General features: G+C 69.9%; 15 protein-coding genes. 8 read left to right on the top strand and 7 right to left on the bottom strand.

The window, feature by feature from the left end:
• From VH914_10390 to VH914_10370, 5 genes are all read right to left on the bottom strand, one after another.
• The coding region (locus VH914_10390; protein ID HEX4491603.1) for a DUF222 domain-containing protein at positions 1-1169 on the bottom strand (1169 nt) is incomplete at its 3' end.
• A 91-nt stretch (positions 1170-1260) separates the two neighbouring features.
• Entirely contained in the window at positions 1261-1599 is a 339-nt protein-coding gene (locus VH914_10385) for a P-II family nitrogen regulator (protein HEX4491602.1), read from the bottom strand.
• 13 nt (positions 1600-1612) lie between these two features.
• Complete coding sequence (locus tag VH914_10380; protein ID HEX4491601.1) at positions 1613-2854, bottom strand: ammonium transporter; 1242 nt, start codon at positions 2852-2854, stop codon at positions 1613-1615.
• Positions 2855-2963: 109 nt separating this feature from the next.
• On the bottom strand, positions 2964-3392 hold the full coding sequence (locus VH914_10375; protein HEX4491600.1) for a DUF5980 family protein: 429 nt from the start codon (positions 3390-3392) through the stop codon (positions 2964-2966).
• A 65-nt stretch (positions 3393-3457) separates the two neighbouring features.
• The gene (locus VH914_10370) at positions 3458-3973 is read right to left on the bottom strand and encodes a hypothetical protein (protein ID HEX4491599.1); all 516 of its coding nucleotides are present in this window, start codon (positions 3971-3973) and stop codon (positions 3458-3460) included.
• A 76-nt stretch (positions 3974-4049) separates the two neighbouring features.
• On the opposite strand from VH914_10370, the gene VH914_10365 reads away from it, so the two are divergent.
• The 5 genes from VH914_10365 (at position 4050) to VH914_10345 (ending at position 8972) form a co-directional block, all read left to right on the top strand.
• Positions 4050-5261, top strand: a complete 1212-nt coding sequence (locus VH914_10365) for a hypothetical protein (protein ID HEX4491598.1) — start codon at positions 4050-4052, stop codon at positions 5259-5261.
• Positions 5262-5416: 155 nt separating this feature from the next.
• Positions 5417-6313, top strand: a complete 897-nt coding sequence (locus VH914_10360; GenBank protein ID HEX4491597.1) for an ABC transporter substrate-binding protein — start codon at positions 5417-5419, stop codon at positions 6311-6313.
• A 7-nt stretch (positions 6314-6320) separates the two neighbouring features.
• Positions 6321-7445 carry an amino acid ABC transporter permease gene (locus VH914_10355; protein HEX4491596.1) on the top strand — a complete coding sequence of 375 codons (1125 nt, stop codon included), beginning with the start codon at positions 6321-6323 and terminating at the stop codon, positions 7443-7445.
• Positions 7442-8188, top strand: a complete 747-nt coding sequence (locus tag VH914_10350) for an amino acid ABC transporter ATP-binding protein (protein HEX4491595.1) — start codon at positions 7442-7444, stop codon at positions 8186-8188. The genes VH914_10355 and VH914_10350 overlap by 4 nt, the downstream gene beginning before the upstream one ends.
• A 22-nt stretch (positions 8189-8210) precedes the next feature.
• On the top strand, positions 8211-8972 hold the full coding sequence (locus VH914_10345) for a phosphoglyceromutase (protein HEX4491594.1): 762 nt from the start codon (positions 8211-8213) through the stop codon (positions 8970-8972).
• Here the strand turns inward: VH914_10345 and VH914_10340 are convergent.
• Both VH914_10340 and VH914_10335 read right to left on the bottom strand, forming a co-directional pair.
• On the bottom strand, positions 8953-9480 hold the full coding sequence (locus VH914_10340; protein HEX4491593.1) for an adenylate/guanylate cyclase domain-containing protein: 528 nt from the start codon (positions 9478-9480) through the stop codon (positions 8953-8955). The genes VH914_10345 and VH914_10340 overlap by 20 nt on opposite strands.
• Positions 9477-10154 carry a DUF4097 family beta strand repeat-containing protein gene (locus VH914_10335; GenBank protein HEX4491592.1) on the bottom strand — a complete coding sequence of 226 codons (678 nt, stop codon included), beginning with the start codon at positions 10152-10154 and terminating at the stop codon, positions 9477-9479. Before VH914_10335 ends, VH914_10340 begins: the two co-directional genes overlap by 4 nt.
• 144 nt (positions 10155-10298) lie before the next feature.
• Between VH914_10335 and VH914_10330 the strand changes: the two genes are divergently transcribed.
• From VH914_10330 to VH914_10320, 3 genes are read left to right on the top strand one after another with little or no spacing between them, the layout of a single operon-like run.
• Positions 10299-10982, top strand: a complete 684-nt coding sequence (locus VH914_10330) for a TetR/AcrR family transcriptional regulator (protein HEX4491591.1) — start codon at positions 10299-10301, stop codon at positions 10980-10982.
• A gap of 9 nt (positions 10983-10991) precedes the next feature.
• Positions 10992-13199, top strand: a complete 2208-nt coding sequence (locus tag VH914_10325; protein ID HEX4491590.1) for an ABC transporter permease — start codon at positions 10992-10994, stop codon at positions 13197-13199.
• Positions 13196-16213 carry an MFS transporter gene (locus tag VH914_10320; protein HEX4491589.1) on the top strand — a complete coding sequence of 1006 codons (3018 nt, stop codon included), beginning with the start codon at positions 13196-13198 and terminating at the stop codon, positions 16211-16213. Before VH914_10325 ends, VH914_10320 begins: the two co-directional genes overlap by 4 nt.
• Positions 16214-16237: the final 24 nt, after the last annotated feature.

The raw sequence follows: 16237 nt of genomic DNA, 5'->3' as shown, positions 1-16237 counted from the left end.
CGTTCGAGCTCGTGCGGATGAACAGCTCGGCGTCGGTACGTGCGTTCGTCGGCCTGTCGTCCACCGCGGTCGATGAACGTCAACGCGCCGTTCGCGTCGCCGCGGATCTGCCAGCCGCGATGATGCACCGCTCGGTGGTGGAAGTGGCAGAGCGATACGAGGTTGGCGATCGAGTTCGGCCCGGATCGAGCCCGCGACACGATGTGGTGCAGCTGTACCGAAGCGCGGGCACCGCAGCCGGGCCACCGGCAGCCGCCGAGATCGCGGTTGCGCACCGCTCGCCGGACACGGCGCGGGATCGCTTCGGTCGTCGGGGTGCGCTCGATGCCGCCGTCGTCTCGGATGCGCTCGACCGCGAACTTCGCGTCGCAGCGCAACCGCTCGAACGCCGCACGACTGATCGGCCATCCGTGCGCGATCGCAGGTGCGTCCGGGCGCGAGGAGTCCTTCCGAACGACGATCGTCGCGGCCGGTGGTTCCGCGTGGGTGTCTCCATCGGCGCCGCCGCCTGGTGCCGCACGCAAGCGACCGAGCTCGACCATCGCGTCGAAGCGCCGTGCCTCGATGCCTTCACCGTCGTTCGCCTCGCAACGCTTCACGACCGCGTCGACCGCGCTCATCAGCTCGGCCAGCAGGTCGACCGGGCCGCGCATCGTGAGCGTGCCGTTGCCGTCTTCGTCGAGGACGACTGACAAGCGACGTTCGTCGTGATTGCGCTGCTCGCGCTCCGGATCGTTGATGCGGCGGACGCGCTGACAACCGGCCGCGATCGTGTCCAGCTGCGACGCCGTCGCCGCGAGCGCAAGCTCGACGAGATCTGATTCGACCTCGGGCGCACTCACAATGCGGGTCAACGCACGCACCTTCGAATAGGAGAGCCGGCCGGCGGCGAACTCCTTGCGCACACGCGGCAGACGCTCGAGCTCGCGAGCGACCCGTACGTGATCGCGCGCGGTCCGCAGGCTGACCGCGCATTTCCAGGTCAGCCAGTGCGCCATGGACCGGCACTCCCACGACGCCCACGCTTCCCGCCGGTCGAGCTCGGCGATCATGAGCAGCCACTGGCACGTCGTCGCCGCGAGCAGCGCCGCCGTGGATTGCACCTCGGCTTCGAGCCGTTCCGTGGCGCGCGACGCGATCGAACTCGCGACTTCCCGTTGGTCGAGCACAGTGCCTCCTTGCCCGCTCACCGACAACGACGAGTATGCGGGAGGGGTGTGACACCGAAAGCGGTTCCGCGGAACCGCTTTCACGGACGCGCTACAACGCGTCCGGGCCCGCTTCGCCGGTGCGAACGCGGAAGGCGTCGTCGAGCGGCACGATCCACACCTTGCCGTCGCCGATCTGGCCCGTTCGTGCGGCGCCGATGAGCTGCTGCGCGATGTCCTGCGCCTCGTCGTCGTCGCAGAGCACCTCGAGCTTGACCTTCGGCACGAAGTCGACGCGGTACTCCGCGCCCCGGTACACCTCGGTGTGTCCGCGCTGGCGGCCGTAGCCGCGCACTTCGCTCACGGTCAGCCCGTGCACGCCGGAGCTCTGCAACGAAGCCTTCACCTCGTCGAGCTTGAACGGCTTGATGATCGCGACGACCAGCTTCACGGCAGACCTCTCCTCAGCGTTCGATCAAGGCGTAGGCGGCCTCGCTGTGCTGGCCGATGTCGAGTCCCCCGTGCTCCTGCTCCTCGTCGACGCGCAGCCCGTGCGGCAGGACGCGATCGAGCACCCACGCGATCGCGAAGGTCACGACGAACGAGTAGACGAGCGTCACGACGACCGCGAGCAGCTGCTCACCGAGCAGCCCCGCACCGCCGCGGTGCACGAACAGCCCGTTGCGACCGGCCGGATTCACCGACTTGTCGGCGAACAACCCGAGCAACAGCGAACCGAGGATCCCGCCGACGAGGTGCACACCGACGACGTCGAGCGCGTCGTCGTAGTGCAGCTTGTTCTTGAGATTGATCGCGAAGTAGCAGACGAAACCGGCGATTGCGCCGATCGCGATCGGGCTCATGCCCCCGACGAAGCCGGCGCACGGCGTGATCGCGACGAGTCCCGCAACCGCGCCGGACGCAGCGCCGAGGGTGGTCGGTTGGTGGCCGCGCAGGCGCTCGGCGAGAAGCCATGCGCACAGCGCCGCGGCCGCGGCCATCTGCGTGTTGACGAGCGCGTGCACCGCGAGCGCGTCGGCGCGCAGCGCGGATCCCGCGTTGAACCCGAACCACCCGAACCAGAGGATGCCGGTGCCGAGCAGCGTGAGCGGCAGCGAGTGCGGCGGCATCGGTGTACCCGGCCAGCCCCGACGCCTGCCGATCACGAGCACCACCGCGAGCGCGGCGACACCCGCGTTGATGTGTACGACGGTGCCACCCGCGAAGTCGAGCGCGCCGCGGCGGAAGAGCCAGCCCTCGGGCGAGAAGATCCAGTGTGCGATCGGCGCGTACACGAGCAGCAGCCACAACCCGCTGAACCAGACCCACGCGTGGAAGCGCAGCCGATCCGCGATCGCGCCCGTGATCAGCGCGGGCGTGATCACGGCGAACATCAATTGATAGAGCATGAACAGCGCGGGCGGAACCGTGAGCGCCAGCCCGGGCGGCGTCGTCGAGAAGTGGCCGAGCCACGCCAGGTCGAAGTTCCCGATCCACTTGCTCGTGCCGCCGAACACGAGCGAGTACACGACCACACCCCAGAGCACGCTCACGATGCCGAGGCAGAAGAAGTTCTGCATCAGCATCGTGAGCACGTTCTTCGCGCGCACCATGCCGCCGTAGAAGAGCGCGAGCCCCGGCGTCATGAACATCACGAGCGCGGTTGCAACGATCAACCACGCGGTGTCCCCTGCGTTCACCCTCACGCCGACCCCTCCGCTGCGTTCAGCGCATCGTCACGCCTCGGACGGCCGGGGATTCTGACAGGTTCCTGACGGGGATGTGCGGACGGCGACGGCGCCGTTCAGCCTCGCATCAGTAGCCGCAGCGCCCCGGACCCTTGACCCGGAGCTCGAGGGACATGTGCTCGCTGATCGTGCCGTCGGTGATCACGAGCCGACCTTCGTAGGTCCCGGTCGGCGTGTCGGCACGCAGCAGCGCGCGTGCGTCGCCCACCGGCGCGCGGCCGTTGCTCGAACCCGCTGCGATCACGGGGTTCCGCGCGTCGTCCGCGTTGTTTGGCAGACCCACGACGCGCAACCGTAGGGCGTGGCTCCACGTGCCCGCGATGTACACGGGGAACAACGCGGGATTGACGTTGTCGTCGACGCACGCGCGCTCGTGGTGATCGATCACGTGCCACGACGCGCGTCGCGTGGTGTGTGCCGACGCGGCCGCCGCGGGCCAGAACGACGCGAGGAGTGCGGCGAGGACGAGACCGGTACGGATCGGTGCGCGAGTCATGGAACTCCCTCCGTAGGGCAGGTGTTTCATCGTCCTACGGAGGCCCGGCGGGCACGGTTCAGCGGTTAACGCGACGCGACGTCGGTGAGACGCGGCGCGAGTGCGTGCACGAGCTCCGCGATCTCGCGCGCGGTCTCGTGGAAGACGTCGACGTCGCCGCCTGCGGGATCGCGCACGTCCTCCCACGGCTCGAGCACGACCGATTCGAGATCGAGCGCGGCGACGCGCGCGGTGAACGGCTCGGGTCCGTCACCGAGGTCGCGCGCAAGTCGCTTGAGCGTCCCGGTGCGCGCCGCCGCGTGCGGATGCACGCGCCGCATCCACATGACGTGCTCGCACGCGAGCGCGATCACGAGGTCGGCGCGGTCGAGCTCCTCGACGGTCGCCTGACGCGAACGGTGCGCGGGCACCTCGAGGCCGAGCCCGACGATCGCATCGCGCGTCCGCCAGCTCATCGGCATGCCTTCGATGACGTGCGTTCCCGACGTCACCACCGTGAGACCGGGCACGTGCTCGGCGAGCAGCACCCCGGCCATCACCGACCGCGCCGCGTTCCCCGTACACAGCGAGACGACTTCCACGGCTCGGAAGCTACCTGCCCGGCAGAAAATCACTTCGACCCTCAACCGATCGGCGCGCTCGTGCGCCTATGACTGCGTGGGACGACTTCTGAAGCGACTTCTCATCCTCGGCCTGACGCCGGCCGCGTTGCTGCTCGCCGCGCCATCACCCGCGCCGGCGGTCTCCGGACCGCGAGCCGCGACCGCGAGCCAGGTCGTCACGGGCACCGGCACCGGCACGTTCCACCCCGATCCCAATGGCGAGTATCCCTACTTCGACGGGCACTACGCCTCGACCAGCCAGCTCGGCAGCGGCCGGTTCTGGCTCGGCGACGGGTTCTTCAGAAGCGCAGCGTTCACGCGCTCCGACGGCGCCGACCTCTCCGGGAGATTGACCTCACTCCCGGGGAACGCATGCGGACCCGTCGGCGACGCCAGCTGCTATCGGGTCGACGTCACCGGCGACTCCGATCTGACGAGTGCGCACATGGTGATTCGCGTCCAGTTCTCGGAAGTCGACGAGTCGGTCACGCTCACGATCAGCGGCGTGCTCACCGTCACCCACCGCATCGGCTACGCGATGCTCGGATCCAATGGCGCGGTGTACGCGTTCGGTGGGATCGATCATCGCGGCGACGCGCCGACCGCGAACGCGGTCGACATCGAGCGCACGCCGTCGACCAACGGCTACTGGATCGTGAACGCCGCGGGACAGGTGTACACGTACGGCGACGCGCCGTATCTCGGGAACGCGGCTCCGGGCTCGCTCGCGGCCGGGGAGCTCGTCACGAGCCTCTCGGCGACACCAACGGGCCGGGGGTACTGGCTCTTCACATCGAAGGGACGCGTGCTGCCATTCGGCGACGCGCACCTCTACGGCGACCTCCGGTCGATCTCGTTGAACGGTCACATCGTCGGCTCGGTCGCGACGCCGACCGGCGGCGGCTACTACATGGTCGGATCCGACGGCGGCGTGTTCGCGTTCGGCGACGCGCGCTTCCGCGGCTCGATGGGCGGCGTCCGGCTCAACCAGCCCGTCGTCGGTCTCGTGCCGACGCCCGACAACGCGGGCTACTGGTTGGTGGCGTCCGACGGCGGCGTGTTCTCGTTCGGCGACGCGCACTTCCTCGGTTCCATGGGCGGCACGCACCTGATCCGCCCGGTCGTCGCCATGGTCCCTTACGGCACCGGCTACCTCATGATCGCAAGCGACGGCGGCACCTTCGACTTCTCCAACCTCCCCTTCTTCGGAAGCCGCGGCGGCACCACCATCCCCGCACCCGTCGTCAACGGCGCCGCCGCCGGCTGACGGCCCACGCCGACCTGTCGAGTTGGTGACGCGCGCGGCCCGCGCGCGGCGAACAACCGCGCGCGGGATCGGTGCGCCGGGACCACGGAGCATCTATGTTCCTGCCGTTCGCCAGCCAACCGGTCGCTCGGCCGTCAGCGGAGGTCATCACCCCCATGCGTCGATTCGTATTCGTCGGCGTCGCGCTCGCGCTCGTCGCCGGCCTCACCGCGTGCGGCAGCAGCGGCAGCAAGTCCGGAACCAAGGACACCGGCGCCACCACCACGAGCGCGCCGTCCGGTAGCTCCGAGTGCGGCTCGGTGCCCGCAGGTGCCGCGGGCTTCACGCCCGTCGTCGCCGACACGCTCACCGTCGTGACGAGCCTGCCCGGGCCCGGCTTCTGGGAGGGCAGCGACACCGACCCGACCAAAGTGACGTCGGGCTACGAGTACGACCTCGCGAAGTGCATGCAGCAGGACTTCGGGCTCCAGAAGCTCGTCGTGCGGAACGTGAGCTTCGACGCGATCGTCGCGGGCACGGTCACGAACTACGACCTCGCGCTCTCGCAGATCTCGATCACGCCCGAGCGCGCCAAGGTCGTGTCGTTCTCGGAGCCCTACTTCGAATCGCAGCAGGGCATCCTGATGAAGGCGGGCAAGTCGGTCTCGACGCTCGCCGACGCGAAGAAGCTCAACTGGGGCGTGCAGACCGCGACCACCGCGGTCGACCTGCTCAAGAAGATCGGCGTGAACAGTCCGCACACGTACGAGTCGCTCGCCGACGCGTACACCGCGCTCCAGGCCGACCAGGTCGACGCCATCCTCATCGACACCGCGATCAACCTCGGTGAGGCGGCCCGCTCGAACGGCACGTTCCACGTCGTCGCACAGTTCAACCAGCCCGGCGGTCCCGACCAGTACGGCGCGATCCTCCCGAAGGGCTCGGCGAACCTCGACCAGGTGAACGCGGTGTTCGACGCGATGAAGAGCGGCGGTCAGCTGAAGTCCCTCTCCGACAAAGACCTCACCGCCGACCCCGGCACGATCCCGGTGATCACGATCCCGAACGAGTAGTCCGGAGATGAGCGTCTCCGGCACGGTCTCACCGCCCGGCGGGTCTCGCCGGGCGGTGTCGCGCTTCCGACCGCGCGTCGCGCGCGCGATCGTCGGCGAGGTCGCCGCGCTCGCGCTGACCGCGGTGACGTGGTTGGAGCTCGTCCGCTACCACCAGACGCTCGCGATCGGCGCGCCGGGTCCGGAGATCGCGTTCGCGATCGAGCTGGTGCTCGCGATCGCGACGCTCGCGGTCCCTGCGTTCGGCGCGCGTGCGATCGCGCGCACGGTCGCGGCGCGCAAGCTCGCGCGCGAGAACCGGCTGCTCGACGCGCGCACGCTCGCCGAGGACGCGACGAGCGATCTCCTCTACGTCGTCGGCCTCGGATTGATGGCCGCGATCATCGCGTTCGGCGCGTTCTTCCTCAGCGCGAACCACGCGCTCGTGCGCGGTGTGCTCTTCCAGTGGTCACTCATCTGGCGCAGCCACACCGCGCTGATCCGCGGCTTCTGGTGGAACGTGCGGTTGTTCGTCGTCGCCGAGGCGCTCGTGCTCGTGTGGTCGCTCGTCGTCGCGGTCGTGCGCCAGCTGCCCGGCCGTCAGTTCCTCCCGCTCCGCCTGCTCGCGATCGCGTACGCCGACGTGTTCCGCGGCGTGCCGACGATCATCGTCATCTTCCTCGTCGGCTTCGGCTTCCCGCTCGCGCACATCGAGCCCTTCTACAGCCACATGGCGCCGGACACGCAGCTCTTCTGGCTCGGTGTGCTCGCACTCGTGCTCGTGTACGGCGCGTACGTGGCCGAGGTGTACCGCGCCGGGCTCGAGAGCGTGCACTGGAGCCAGACCGCGGCGGCGCGCTCGCTCGGACTGAGCCAGTGGCAGACGCTGCGATTCGTCGTGATCCCGCAAGCGGTACGCCGAATCCTGCCGCCGTTGCTCAACGACTTCGTCGCGCTGCAGAAGGACACCGCGCTCGTCGGCTTCCTCGGACTCGCCGAGATCCTGAACGTCGCGGGGATCCTCAAGAACAACCACTTCAACCTGTCGCCCGTGACCGGCGCCGCGATCTTCTTCCTCGTGGTGACGATCCCGTTCACGCGCCTCGTCGACTTCCTCATCGATCGCGACAAGGCGCGCACGCAGGCCAAGTGACCGCCTTCATCGAGCTCGACGACGTCCACAAGCGCTTCGGCGACAACGAGGTGCTGAAGGGCGTCACGATGAACGTCGACGAGCACCAGGTCGTCTGCCTCATCGGTCCGTCGGGCTGCGGGAAGTCGACGCTGCTGCGGTGTGTGAACGCGCTGGAGACGATCGAACAGGGCGAGATCCGCATCGAAGGCGAGCGCGTGTCGGGCCGCGGGGTCGACCTCAACGCGTTGCGTCAGGACATCGGCATCGTCTTCCAGAGCTACAACCTCTTCCCGCACATGAGCGTCGTGCAGAACGTCACGCTCGCGCCCCGCAAGGTGCTGAAGCTGTCGCAGAAGGACGCGGCCGAGCGCGCGCACGCGCTGCTCAACCGCATCGGGCTCTGGGACAAGCGCGACGACTATCCGGACCGGCTGTCGGGCGGCCAGCAGCAGCGCGTCGCGATCGTCCGCGCGCTCGCGATGCAGCCGCGGGTCATGCTCCTCGACGAGGTGACGAGCGCGCTCGACCCGGAGCTCGTGTCGGAAGTGCTCACGCTCGTCGGCCAGCTCGCGAGCGAGGGCATGACGATGCTCATCGCGACACACGAGATGGGCTTCGCGCGCGACGTCGCGAGCAAGGTCGTGTTCCTCTACGAAGGCCGGATCGAGGAAGAAGGCCCGCCCGCGCAGGTCTTCAGCGCGCCGACGCGCGAGCGCACCCGCACGTTCCTGCGCAGCATCATCGAAGCGAAGCGCATGTGAGGTCACGGCTAGCGTCCGGACTGTGACCGCGACGCTGATCCTGCTCCGCCACGGCCAGAGTGAGTGGAACGTCTCCGGGCTGTTCACCGGATGGGTCGACGTCGACCTCACCGACCGCGGGCGGGAAGAGGCCGCGCGGGGCGGCACGCAACTGCGCGACGCGGGCCTGCGGCCCGACGTGCTGCACACATCGGTCCAGCTGCGCGCAATCCGCACCGCGGAGCTCGCGCTCGACACCCTCGGGCGCAAGTGGATCCCCGTCCGTCGTTCGTGGCGACTGAACGAGCGGCACTACGGCGCGCTCCAGGGAAAGAGCAAGAAGCAGACGCTCGAGGAGTTCGGCCCCGAGCAGTTCAAGATCTGGCGCCGCAGCTACGACGTGCCGCCGCCGCCGCTCGCGATCGACGACCCGATGTCGGGCATCGACGAGCGCTACGCCGACGTGCCTCGCGAGCAGCTGCCGCAGACCGAATGCCTCCGCGATGTCGTCGCGCGGCTGCTTCCCTACTGGAACGAGTCGATCGCGCCCGACCTGCGCGCGGGGCGCGTCGTGCTCGTCGCCGCGCACGGAAACAGCTTGCGCTCGCTCGTGAAGCATCTCGACGGGATGAGCGACGAGGGCGTGGTCGAGCTCGACATCCCGACCGGCATGCCCCTCGTGTACGAGCTCGACGACGACCTGCGACCGATCCACGACGCCGACGCGCTCGGGCTCAAGGGTCGCTACCTCGACCCGGCCGCCGCGGCCGAAGCCGCCGCCGCGGTCAAGAACCAAGGGCGTTGAGCCGGTAGAGCGGAACGGGATCGGGCACGCCCTTCACGAACACGGGCCCGAGCTCGTCGGCCTTCGCGTTCAGCGCGGCGGCGTCGCCGGCGGCCGCGAGCAACGCCTCGGACACGAGCACCTCGCCCGCGGCCGCGAGGTCGACGATGCGCGCCGCGAGGTTCACGACATTGCCGACGAAGTCGTCGCCGCGGCGGCGCGGCGACCCCCAGTGCGCGCCGACGCGGATCTCGATCGCGTCGACATCGTTCGACGCGTCGCGACCGCCGACACGGTCCTGCAGCGCGAGGCACGTCTCGAGCGCGGCGCACGCGTCCGGGATCCACAGCATCAACCCGTCGCCGAGCTCCTTCACGACGCGCGCGCACTCCGGCAACAGCGCGCGTACGTCGGCGCTCTGCTGCTCGAGCAGCGCGACTGCGGCATCGTCGCCGCGCTCCGCGTTGTAGCGCGTGAACTCGACGATGTCGGTGAAGACGACCGCGCCGGGCCCGTCGCTCGCGGTCATCGCACTTTGATCGATCCGCTGACCGTACGCACGACGATCTGACAGTCGTCGCCGCTCGGGACGTCGACGCGCACCGAACCGGTCATCGAGTGCAGGTCGAGCGCGGGCGCGACGCCCACGGGGAGGTCGACCTCGATCGAGCTCGACACCCCACGGACCTCGAGGTCGGCCGCGCGGTCGAGCCCGACCTCGATGTGTCCCGACGTCGTGCGGATGCAACCTCCCGCCGCCGATCTCACGATGATCGTGCCCGACTTCCCGCCGACGTCGACGCGACCGGCGCGCTCGATCTCGATGCGGCCGCTCGTGGAGACGACGTGGCAGTCGCCGGTGCACGACTCGACGGTCACCGATCCCGACTTCAGCCGCACGTCGAGCGCCGCGACCGAGTCGATCTCGACGCTCCCCGACGCGCTCGTGACCCGCACGTCGCCGAACCGGCCTTCCAGCCGCACCTTCCCGGACGCGGTACCGAGAATCACGTCGGCGCCGTCGGGGCAGGTGACCTCGAGGTTCCGAGATGACGCCTCGACGCGTACCGAGCCCTCGGCTTCGTGGAGCACCCGCGCGCCGGGGGCCTCGACCCGCGCTCCGGGGGCGCTGCGCAGGTGGATCGACCCGCTGCGCGCCGCAATCGTCAGCCGGAGCGGCGCCGGCGACGCGGGTTCCTGCATGCGAGCGGAGTGTACGGGTGCCTTCGGCCCGCACCGCGGTGACACCCGTCACTGGCACGCGGCGGCGAACGGAGCGACGAAGGAGCGCAGCGGGCCCGCCCGGAAGCATTGCACAGGGTGTGAAACAAACCGTAGGGTCCGCCGGTGGCAACGCCGCAACCGGCTGCGCAACCGACGCTCGACGGCCGCTCGGCGCGCGCGCGGCGGACGCGGGACGCGGTGGTCCGGGCCCTGCTCGGTCTCATCGCCGAAGGCGACCTCCGGCCGACGGCGGGGCGCATCGCCGAGCGCGCGGGCATCTCGCTGCGCTCGGTCTATGTCCACTTCGAGGACCTCGACGATCTCTTCCTCGCCGCCGCACGCGAGCAGCGCACCCGCGTCGGCGCGCTCGTGCGGCCGCTGTCGACCGACGGTCCGTTCGAGGACCGGCTCGTCGCGTTCTCGAACCAACGCACGGCCGTGCTGGACGCGATCGCACCGGTCGCGAAGGCGACTGCGCTGCAGGAGCCGTGGTCGCCGGCGCTCGCGAACGCGACCCGCTACGCGCGCCGTCAGGGCCGCGTCGAGCTCGAACGGGTCTTCGCGATCGAGCTCGACGCGCTCGGGCCCGAGACGCGTGCCCGCACCCTCGACGCCTGCGACGCGCTCACGAGCTCCGAGTCGTGGGAGTTCCTCCGCGTGCGCCGCAACCTCGGGCTCGCCGCCGCCACCGCGACCGTCACCGACACGTTGCGGGCGCTGCTGCGGGCAGGTGACGCCACTGCCACGGAGGCGCGTGCGACCATGGCGCCCGCGCGCGCCGGAAGGGGACGCCGGCGTGGGCGGTGAGGAGCAAGGGTGAACGTGCTTCGGGGGGAGCCGCAGCTGCACGACACCGGCGACACAGCAACGCGCCAACGCGAACACGGTTTTCTCGCGCTCGACCTCTCCCGTGACGGCGGGGTGCGACGCGCGCTCGTGGCCGCCGCGCCGTTCCTCGTTCTCGTCGTCGGCTCGCGGCTGCTCTGGCGGCACGTGCCGTGGGGCGTCACGCTCAACGGCGCGGAGCTCGGGCTCCTGTCGTCGCTCATCGCAGTCGGCCTCGCCCTCACGTTCCGCGCCAACCGCATCATCAACTTCGCGCAGGCCGACCTCGGCATCGTGCCGTCGCTGCTCGCGTCGCTCCTCATCCTCGCCAAGGGCTGGAGCTATTGGTTCGCGATGCCGGTCGGCCTGCTCTCGGCCGCGGTGCTCGGCGCGCTCGTCGAGCTGATCTTCGTCCGCCGCTTCTTCACCGCGCCGCGCCTGATCCTCACGGTCGCGACGATCGGGATCACGCAGGTGCTCGTCGGCTTCTCGTTCTTCATGCCCGGTTGGTTCGGCAACCTGTCGTCGCCGCAATACAGCCCGCCCGTTCACGTCGACTTCACGTTCGGGCAGGTCGCGTTCAACGGCAACGACGTCGCGGTCTTCGTCGTCGCGCCGCTCGTGCTGCTCGCGCTCGCGTGGTTCATGCGCTTCAGCGCGATCGGCATCGGCCTGCGCGGCAGCGCGGAGAGCGCGAGCCGCGCGCTGCTGCTCGGAGTCCCGGTGAAGCGCCTGCACACGATCGTGTGGATGATCTCGGCGGTCCTCGCGTTCGTCGGGCTGTTCCTGCGCGCCGGCGTCGTCGGCGTGAGCATCGGCCAGGTGCTCGGACCGGAGATCCTGCTGCCCGCGCTGGGCGCGGCGGTGATCGGGCGCATGGAGAAGATGCCGACGATCGTCGGCGCCGCGATCGGGCTCGGCGTCGTCGACCAGAGCGTGAAGTTCGCGTGGAACCAGGACGGCTACCGCGACGCGGTCATCGCCCTCATCATCGTGGTCGCCGTGCTCTTCGCACGGGACCGGAGTCGCAACCGCGTCGGCGCCGACGACGTCTCGACCTGGCAGGCGACGCGCGAGACGCGGCCGATCCCGAACGAATTGCGCGGCGTACGCGAGGTCGTCGCCGCGCAGTGGGTGCTCGGTTTGCTGGCGCTGTTCGGGCTCGCGGCGGTCCCGCTGTTCATGGGTGAGAGCCGCGTGCTGCTCGCGGGCACGATCGGCATCTTCGCGATGATCGGCATCTCGCTCGTCGTGCTCACGGGTTGGGCCGGCCAGGTGAGCCTGGGACAGGTCGCGGTCGTCGGCATCGCGGCCGCGGTCGCGGGTTCGCTCACGACCCGATACCACTGGGACATGTCGCTCGTGATGCTCGCGGGTGGCTGCGTCGGTGCGGTCGTGATGACGGTCGTCGGATTGCCGACGCTGCGCGCCCGCGGGCTCTCGTTTGCGGTCACGACCCTCGCGCTCGCGCTCGTCACGTCGAGCTATCTCCTGAACCCGCAGTTCTTCTCGTCGTGGTTGCCGAAGGGCCGGATCGAGCGCACGCGCGTGTTCGGCGCGATCGCGGTCGGGAGCGAGACGCGCTTCTACGTCCTGATCCTCGTGATGCTCGGGCTGACGCTCGTCGCGGTACGCGGTTTGCGCACGAGCCGTACGGGACGCGTGCTCATCGGCACGCGCGAGAACGAGCGGGCCGCGGAGTCGTACGGCATCGACGCGCGCCGCGCCGTGGTCATCGCGTTCGCGGTGTCGGGGTTCATCTCGGGTGTCGCCGGCGCGCTGTTCGTGCACCAGCAGCGCGCGCTCGACCTCGCCAACTTCCAACCTGCCGCCGCGCTCACCGTCTTCTCGATGGTCGTCGTCGGCGGTCTCGGCTCGATGTCGGGCGCGATCGCTGGCGCGATCTACGTGCAGGGCATCAACTGGTTCCTGCCGTCGGAGTGGTCGTTCCTCGCGACCGGAGCGGGCATGCTGCTCGTGCTCATGCTGCTCCCGGGCGGGCTCGGTGGCGCGTTCGGCGACCTGCGCGACGAGGGTCTGCGCTGGTTCGCGCGGCGGCGCGGCATCCGCGTGCCGAGCCTCGTTGCCGACACGATGGTCGCGACGGCCGCGCCCGAGATCCCCACGGTCTCCGCGCAACCATCGGCGTCGGAATCGAAGCCGGAATCGGAGCCGGAGCTCACGGAGCCGGCGCGGTGAAGATCCTCGGCCTCGACATCGGCACGGTGCGGCTGCACAAGCCGCGCACGCCCAAGCGCTACTTCGCGGAGCTGACCGGCGCCGAACGTGTCTACCCACTGATCGTGCTCTTCGGCCTGAACGCGGCGGCCGAGCTCGATCGCTCCGCGCTCGCGGTGCTCGTGCCCGACATCCGCGACGCGTTCCACCTGTCGGACCAAGGCGTCCTCACGCTCATCGCGCTCACGCTCCTCGGCGGACTGCTGCTCGAAGTGCCGCTCGCCTACTTCTCCGACCGGCTGCACCGCGTGTCGATCGCGATCGCCGGCGCGTTCGTGTGGGCGGTGTTCGGCCTCGCGACCGGAGCTGCGACGACGATCTGGTTGCTGTGGATCATGCGCAGCGGCTCGGGCGTCGGGAAGGCCGTCGTCACGCCGACACACAACTCGCTGCTCGCCGACTACTACCCGATCGAGAAGCGCACCGACGTCTTCGGCTTCCATCGCATCGGTACCGCCGTCGGCTCCGCGATCGGCGCGTTCGGCGGCGGCCTGCTCGGCTACTACTTCGGCTGGCGCACACCGTTCGTCGTGTTCGCGTTCCCGACACTGGTGTTCGCGGTGCTCGCGTTCAAGCTGCACGAGCCGCTGCGCGGTCACTGGGAGCGCGAAGCCGCCGGCGCGAGCGCGGAGACGATCGCGACCGACGAAGTTCCACCGTCGTTCGCGGAGTCGGTGCGCATCCTCTGGCAAGTGCGCACGCTGCGACGGATCTGGTACTCGCTGCCGTTCCTCGCGGCGTCGATCGTCGGGCTCGTGACCCTCACGTCGCTCTACTACCAGGAGATCTACCACCTCGACGAGCGCGCTCGGGGCTTCATCAACGCGGGCACCGAGCCCGCGGCCGCGATCGGGCTCATGCTCGGCATCCCGCTCGCGAGTCGCATGATGCTCACCGATCCCGGGCTCGGCCTGCGCCTGCTCGCGGTCGTCGGCGTGATCGTCGCCGCCGCGTTCACCGTGTTCGCGCTCACGCCCGTGCTCTGGGTCGCGATCGTGTTGAACGTCTTCATCGGCGGTGTCGTGTCGCTGCTCGCACCGGGCATCTACGCGTCGCTGAGCCTCTGCATCCCGCCGAAGGTGCGATCACTCGGCTATTCGATGTCGTCGCTGTTCGTCGTGCCCGGCGTGCTCACGCTCGAGGTCGTCGGCTACATCTCGAATCACTGGGGCATCCGCCAAGGCCTGCTCTTCGTCGGCCCGATCTTCCTCATCGGCGCGTGGACGATCGCGTCCGCGTCGCTCTACGTGAAGTCCGACATCAACCGCGTGTGGACGTCGACGGCCGCGCAGGCCGAGGTCGCGTACCTGCGCAAGCAGGGGCTCGCCAAACTGCTGCTCGTGCGCAATCTCGACGTCGCGTACGACGGCGTGCAGGTGCTGTTCGGCGTCAACTTCGAGATCGACGAGGGCGAGATCGTCGCGCTGCTCGGCACGAACGGCGCGGGCAAGTCGACGTTGTTGAAATCGATCTCCGGTGTCGTCGAGGCGACCAACGGTGCGATCGTGTTCGACGGACGCGACATGACGTACGCGCCTCCCAACGAGGTCGCGGGGCGCGGAGTCGTGCAGGTGCCGGGCGGCGCGGGCGTGTTCCCGTCGCTCACCGTCAACGAGAACCTGCGGCTCGCGGGCTGGCTGCACCGGCGCGACCACGTGCGCACGCGCGAAGGCGTCGAGCACGTGCTCTCGCTCTTCCCCGTGTTGCGCGAGCGGCTCGAGGAACCGGCCGGGAACCTGTCCGGGGGTCAGCAGCAGATGCTCACGCTCGGCATGGCGTTCGTGACGCGGCCGCGGCTGCTGATGATCGACGAGCTCTCGCTCGGGCTCGCGCCCGCGGTCGTCGAGCAGCTGCTGCCGATCGTGCACGAGATCCGCGCCAACGGGACGACGATCATCCTCGTCGAGCAGTCGGTGAACCTCGCGCTCACGCTCGCCGAAACCGCGTACTTCATGGAGAAGGGCGAGATCCGCTTCCACGGCCCGACCGCGGAGCTGCTCGACCGGCCCGACGTGCTGCGGTCCGTGTTCCTCGAGGGCGCCGCGACGGTGAGCGCGCCGAACGGCGCGGCGAGTGAGCGCGCGGACGCGCCGGTCGCGCCCGCCGTGACGGTGGGACCGACGCGCCTCGCGCTCATCGGCGTCGGGAAGCGCTTCGGCGGGCTGCACGCGCTGACCGACGTGACCGTCGACGTCGGTGGCGGCGAGATCGTGGGCTTCCTCGGCCCGAACGGCGCGGGCAAGACCACGCTGTTCGACGTCGTCTCGGGCTTCCTCCCGGCCGACGCGGGCACGATCGGGTTCGACGACGGCTCCGGCGCGGGCGTGCGCGACGTCACGCGGCTCGGTGCGGCGGCACGCGCGCGACTCGGTCTCGGACGTTCGTTCCAGGACGGCCGCCTCTTTCCCGCGCTCACCGTCGCGGAGACGATCGCGGTCGCGCTCGAGCGCCGCGTCGAAGTCCGCGATCCGATCGCCGCCGCGTTGCACCTCCCGTCGGTCACCGACTCGGAGCTGCACGTGCGCGAGCGCGTCGAGCAGCTGCTCGAGTTGCTCGGCATCACCGACTTCCGCGACAAGCTCACGCGTGAGCTGTCGACCGGCAGCCGGCGCGTCGTCGACCTCGCGTGCGTGCTCGCGCACGAGCCAACGGTGCTGCTGCTCGACGAACCGTCGTCGGGCATCGCGCAGCGCGAGGCCGAGGCGCTCGGCCCGCTGCTGCTGCGCATCCGCAACGAGACCGGCGCGAGCCTCCTCGTGATCGAGCACGACGTGCCCTTGTTGCTGTCGATCGCCGACCGCATCGTCGCGCTCGAGCTCGGCGAGGTCGTCACGACCGGCGCACCTGCCGACGTCGTGCACGACCCGCGCGTCGTCGCGTCGTACCTCGGTACCACCGAAGCCGCGATCAGCCGCAGCGGCAGCGCCAGCGGCAACGGCACGGCGCAACCCGCCGCGTCCTCGACCCCGATCTGATTCGAACCGAGCAGGGAGATCCAC

The sequence above is a fragment of the Acidimicrobiia bacterium genome (assembly GCA_036271555.1).
GTDB lineage: Bacteria > Actinomycetota > Acidimicrobiia > IMCC26256 > PALSA-610 > DATBAK01.
The sequence above is the reverse complement of the archived record's forward strand: the minus strand, read 5'-3'. Positions and strand labels throughout refer to the sequence as shown.

Bases quoted from the DNA above. Each gene is read 5' to 3' on its own strand.
- VH914_10375 (HEX4491600.1), bottom strand. From the start codon at position 3,392: ATGACTCGCGCACCGATCCGTACCGGTCTCGTCCTCGCCGCACTCCTC.
- VH914_10360 (HEX4491597.1), top strand. From the start codon at position 5,417: ATGCGTCGATTCGTATTCGTCGGCGTCGCGCTCGCGCTCGTCGCCGGC.
- VH914_10355 (HEX4491596.1), top strand. From the start codon at position 6,321: ATGAGCGTCTCCGGCACGGTCTCACCGCCCGGCGGGTCTCGCCGGGCG.
- VH914_10340 (HEX4491593.1), bottom strand. From the start codon at position 9,480: ATGACCGCGAGCGACGGGCCCGGCGCGGTCGTCTTCACCGACATCGTC.
- VH914_10335 (HEX4491592.1), bottom strand. From the start codon at position 10,154: ATGCAGGAACCCGCGTCGCCGGCGCCGCTCCGGCTGACGATTGCGGCG.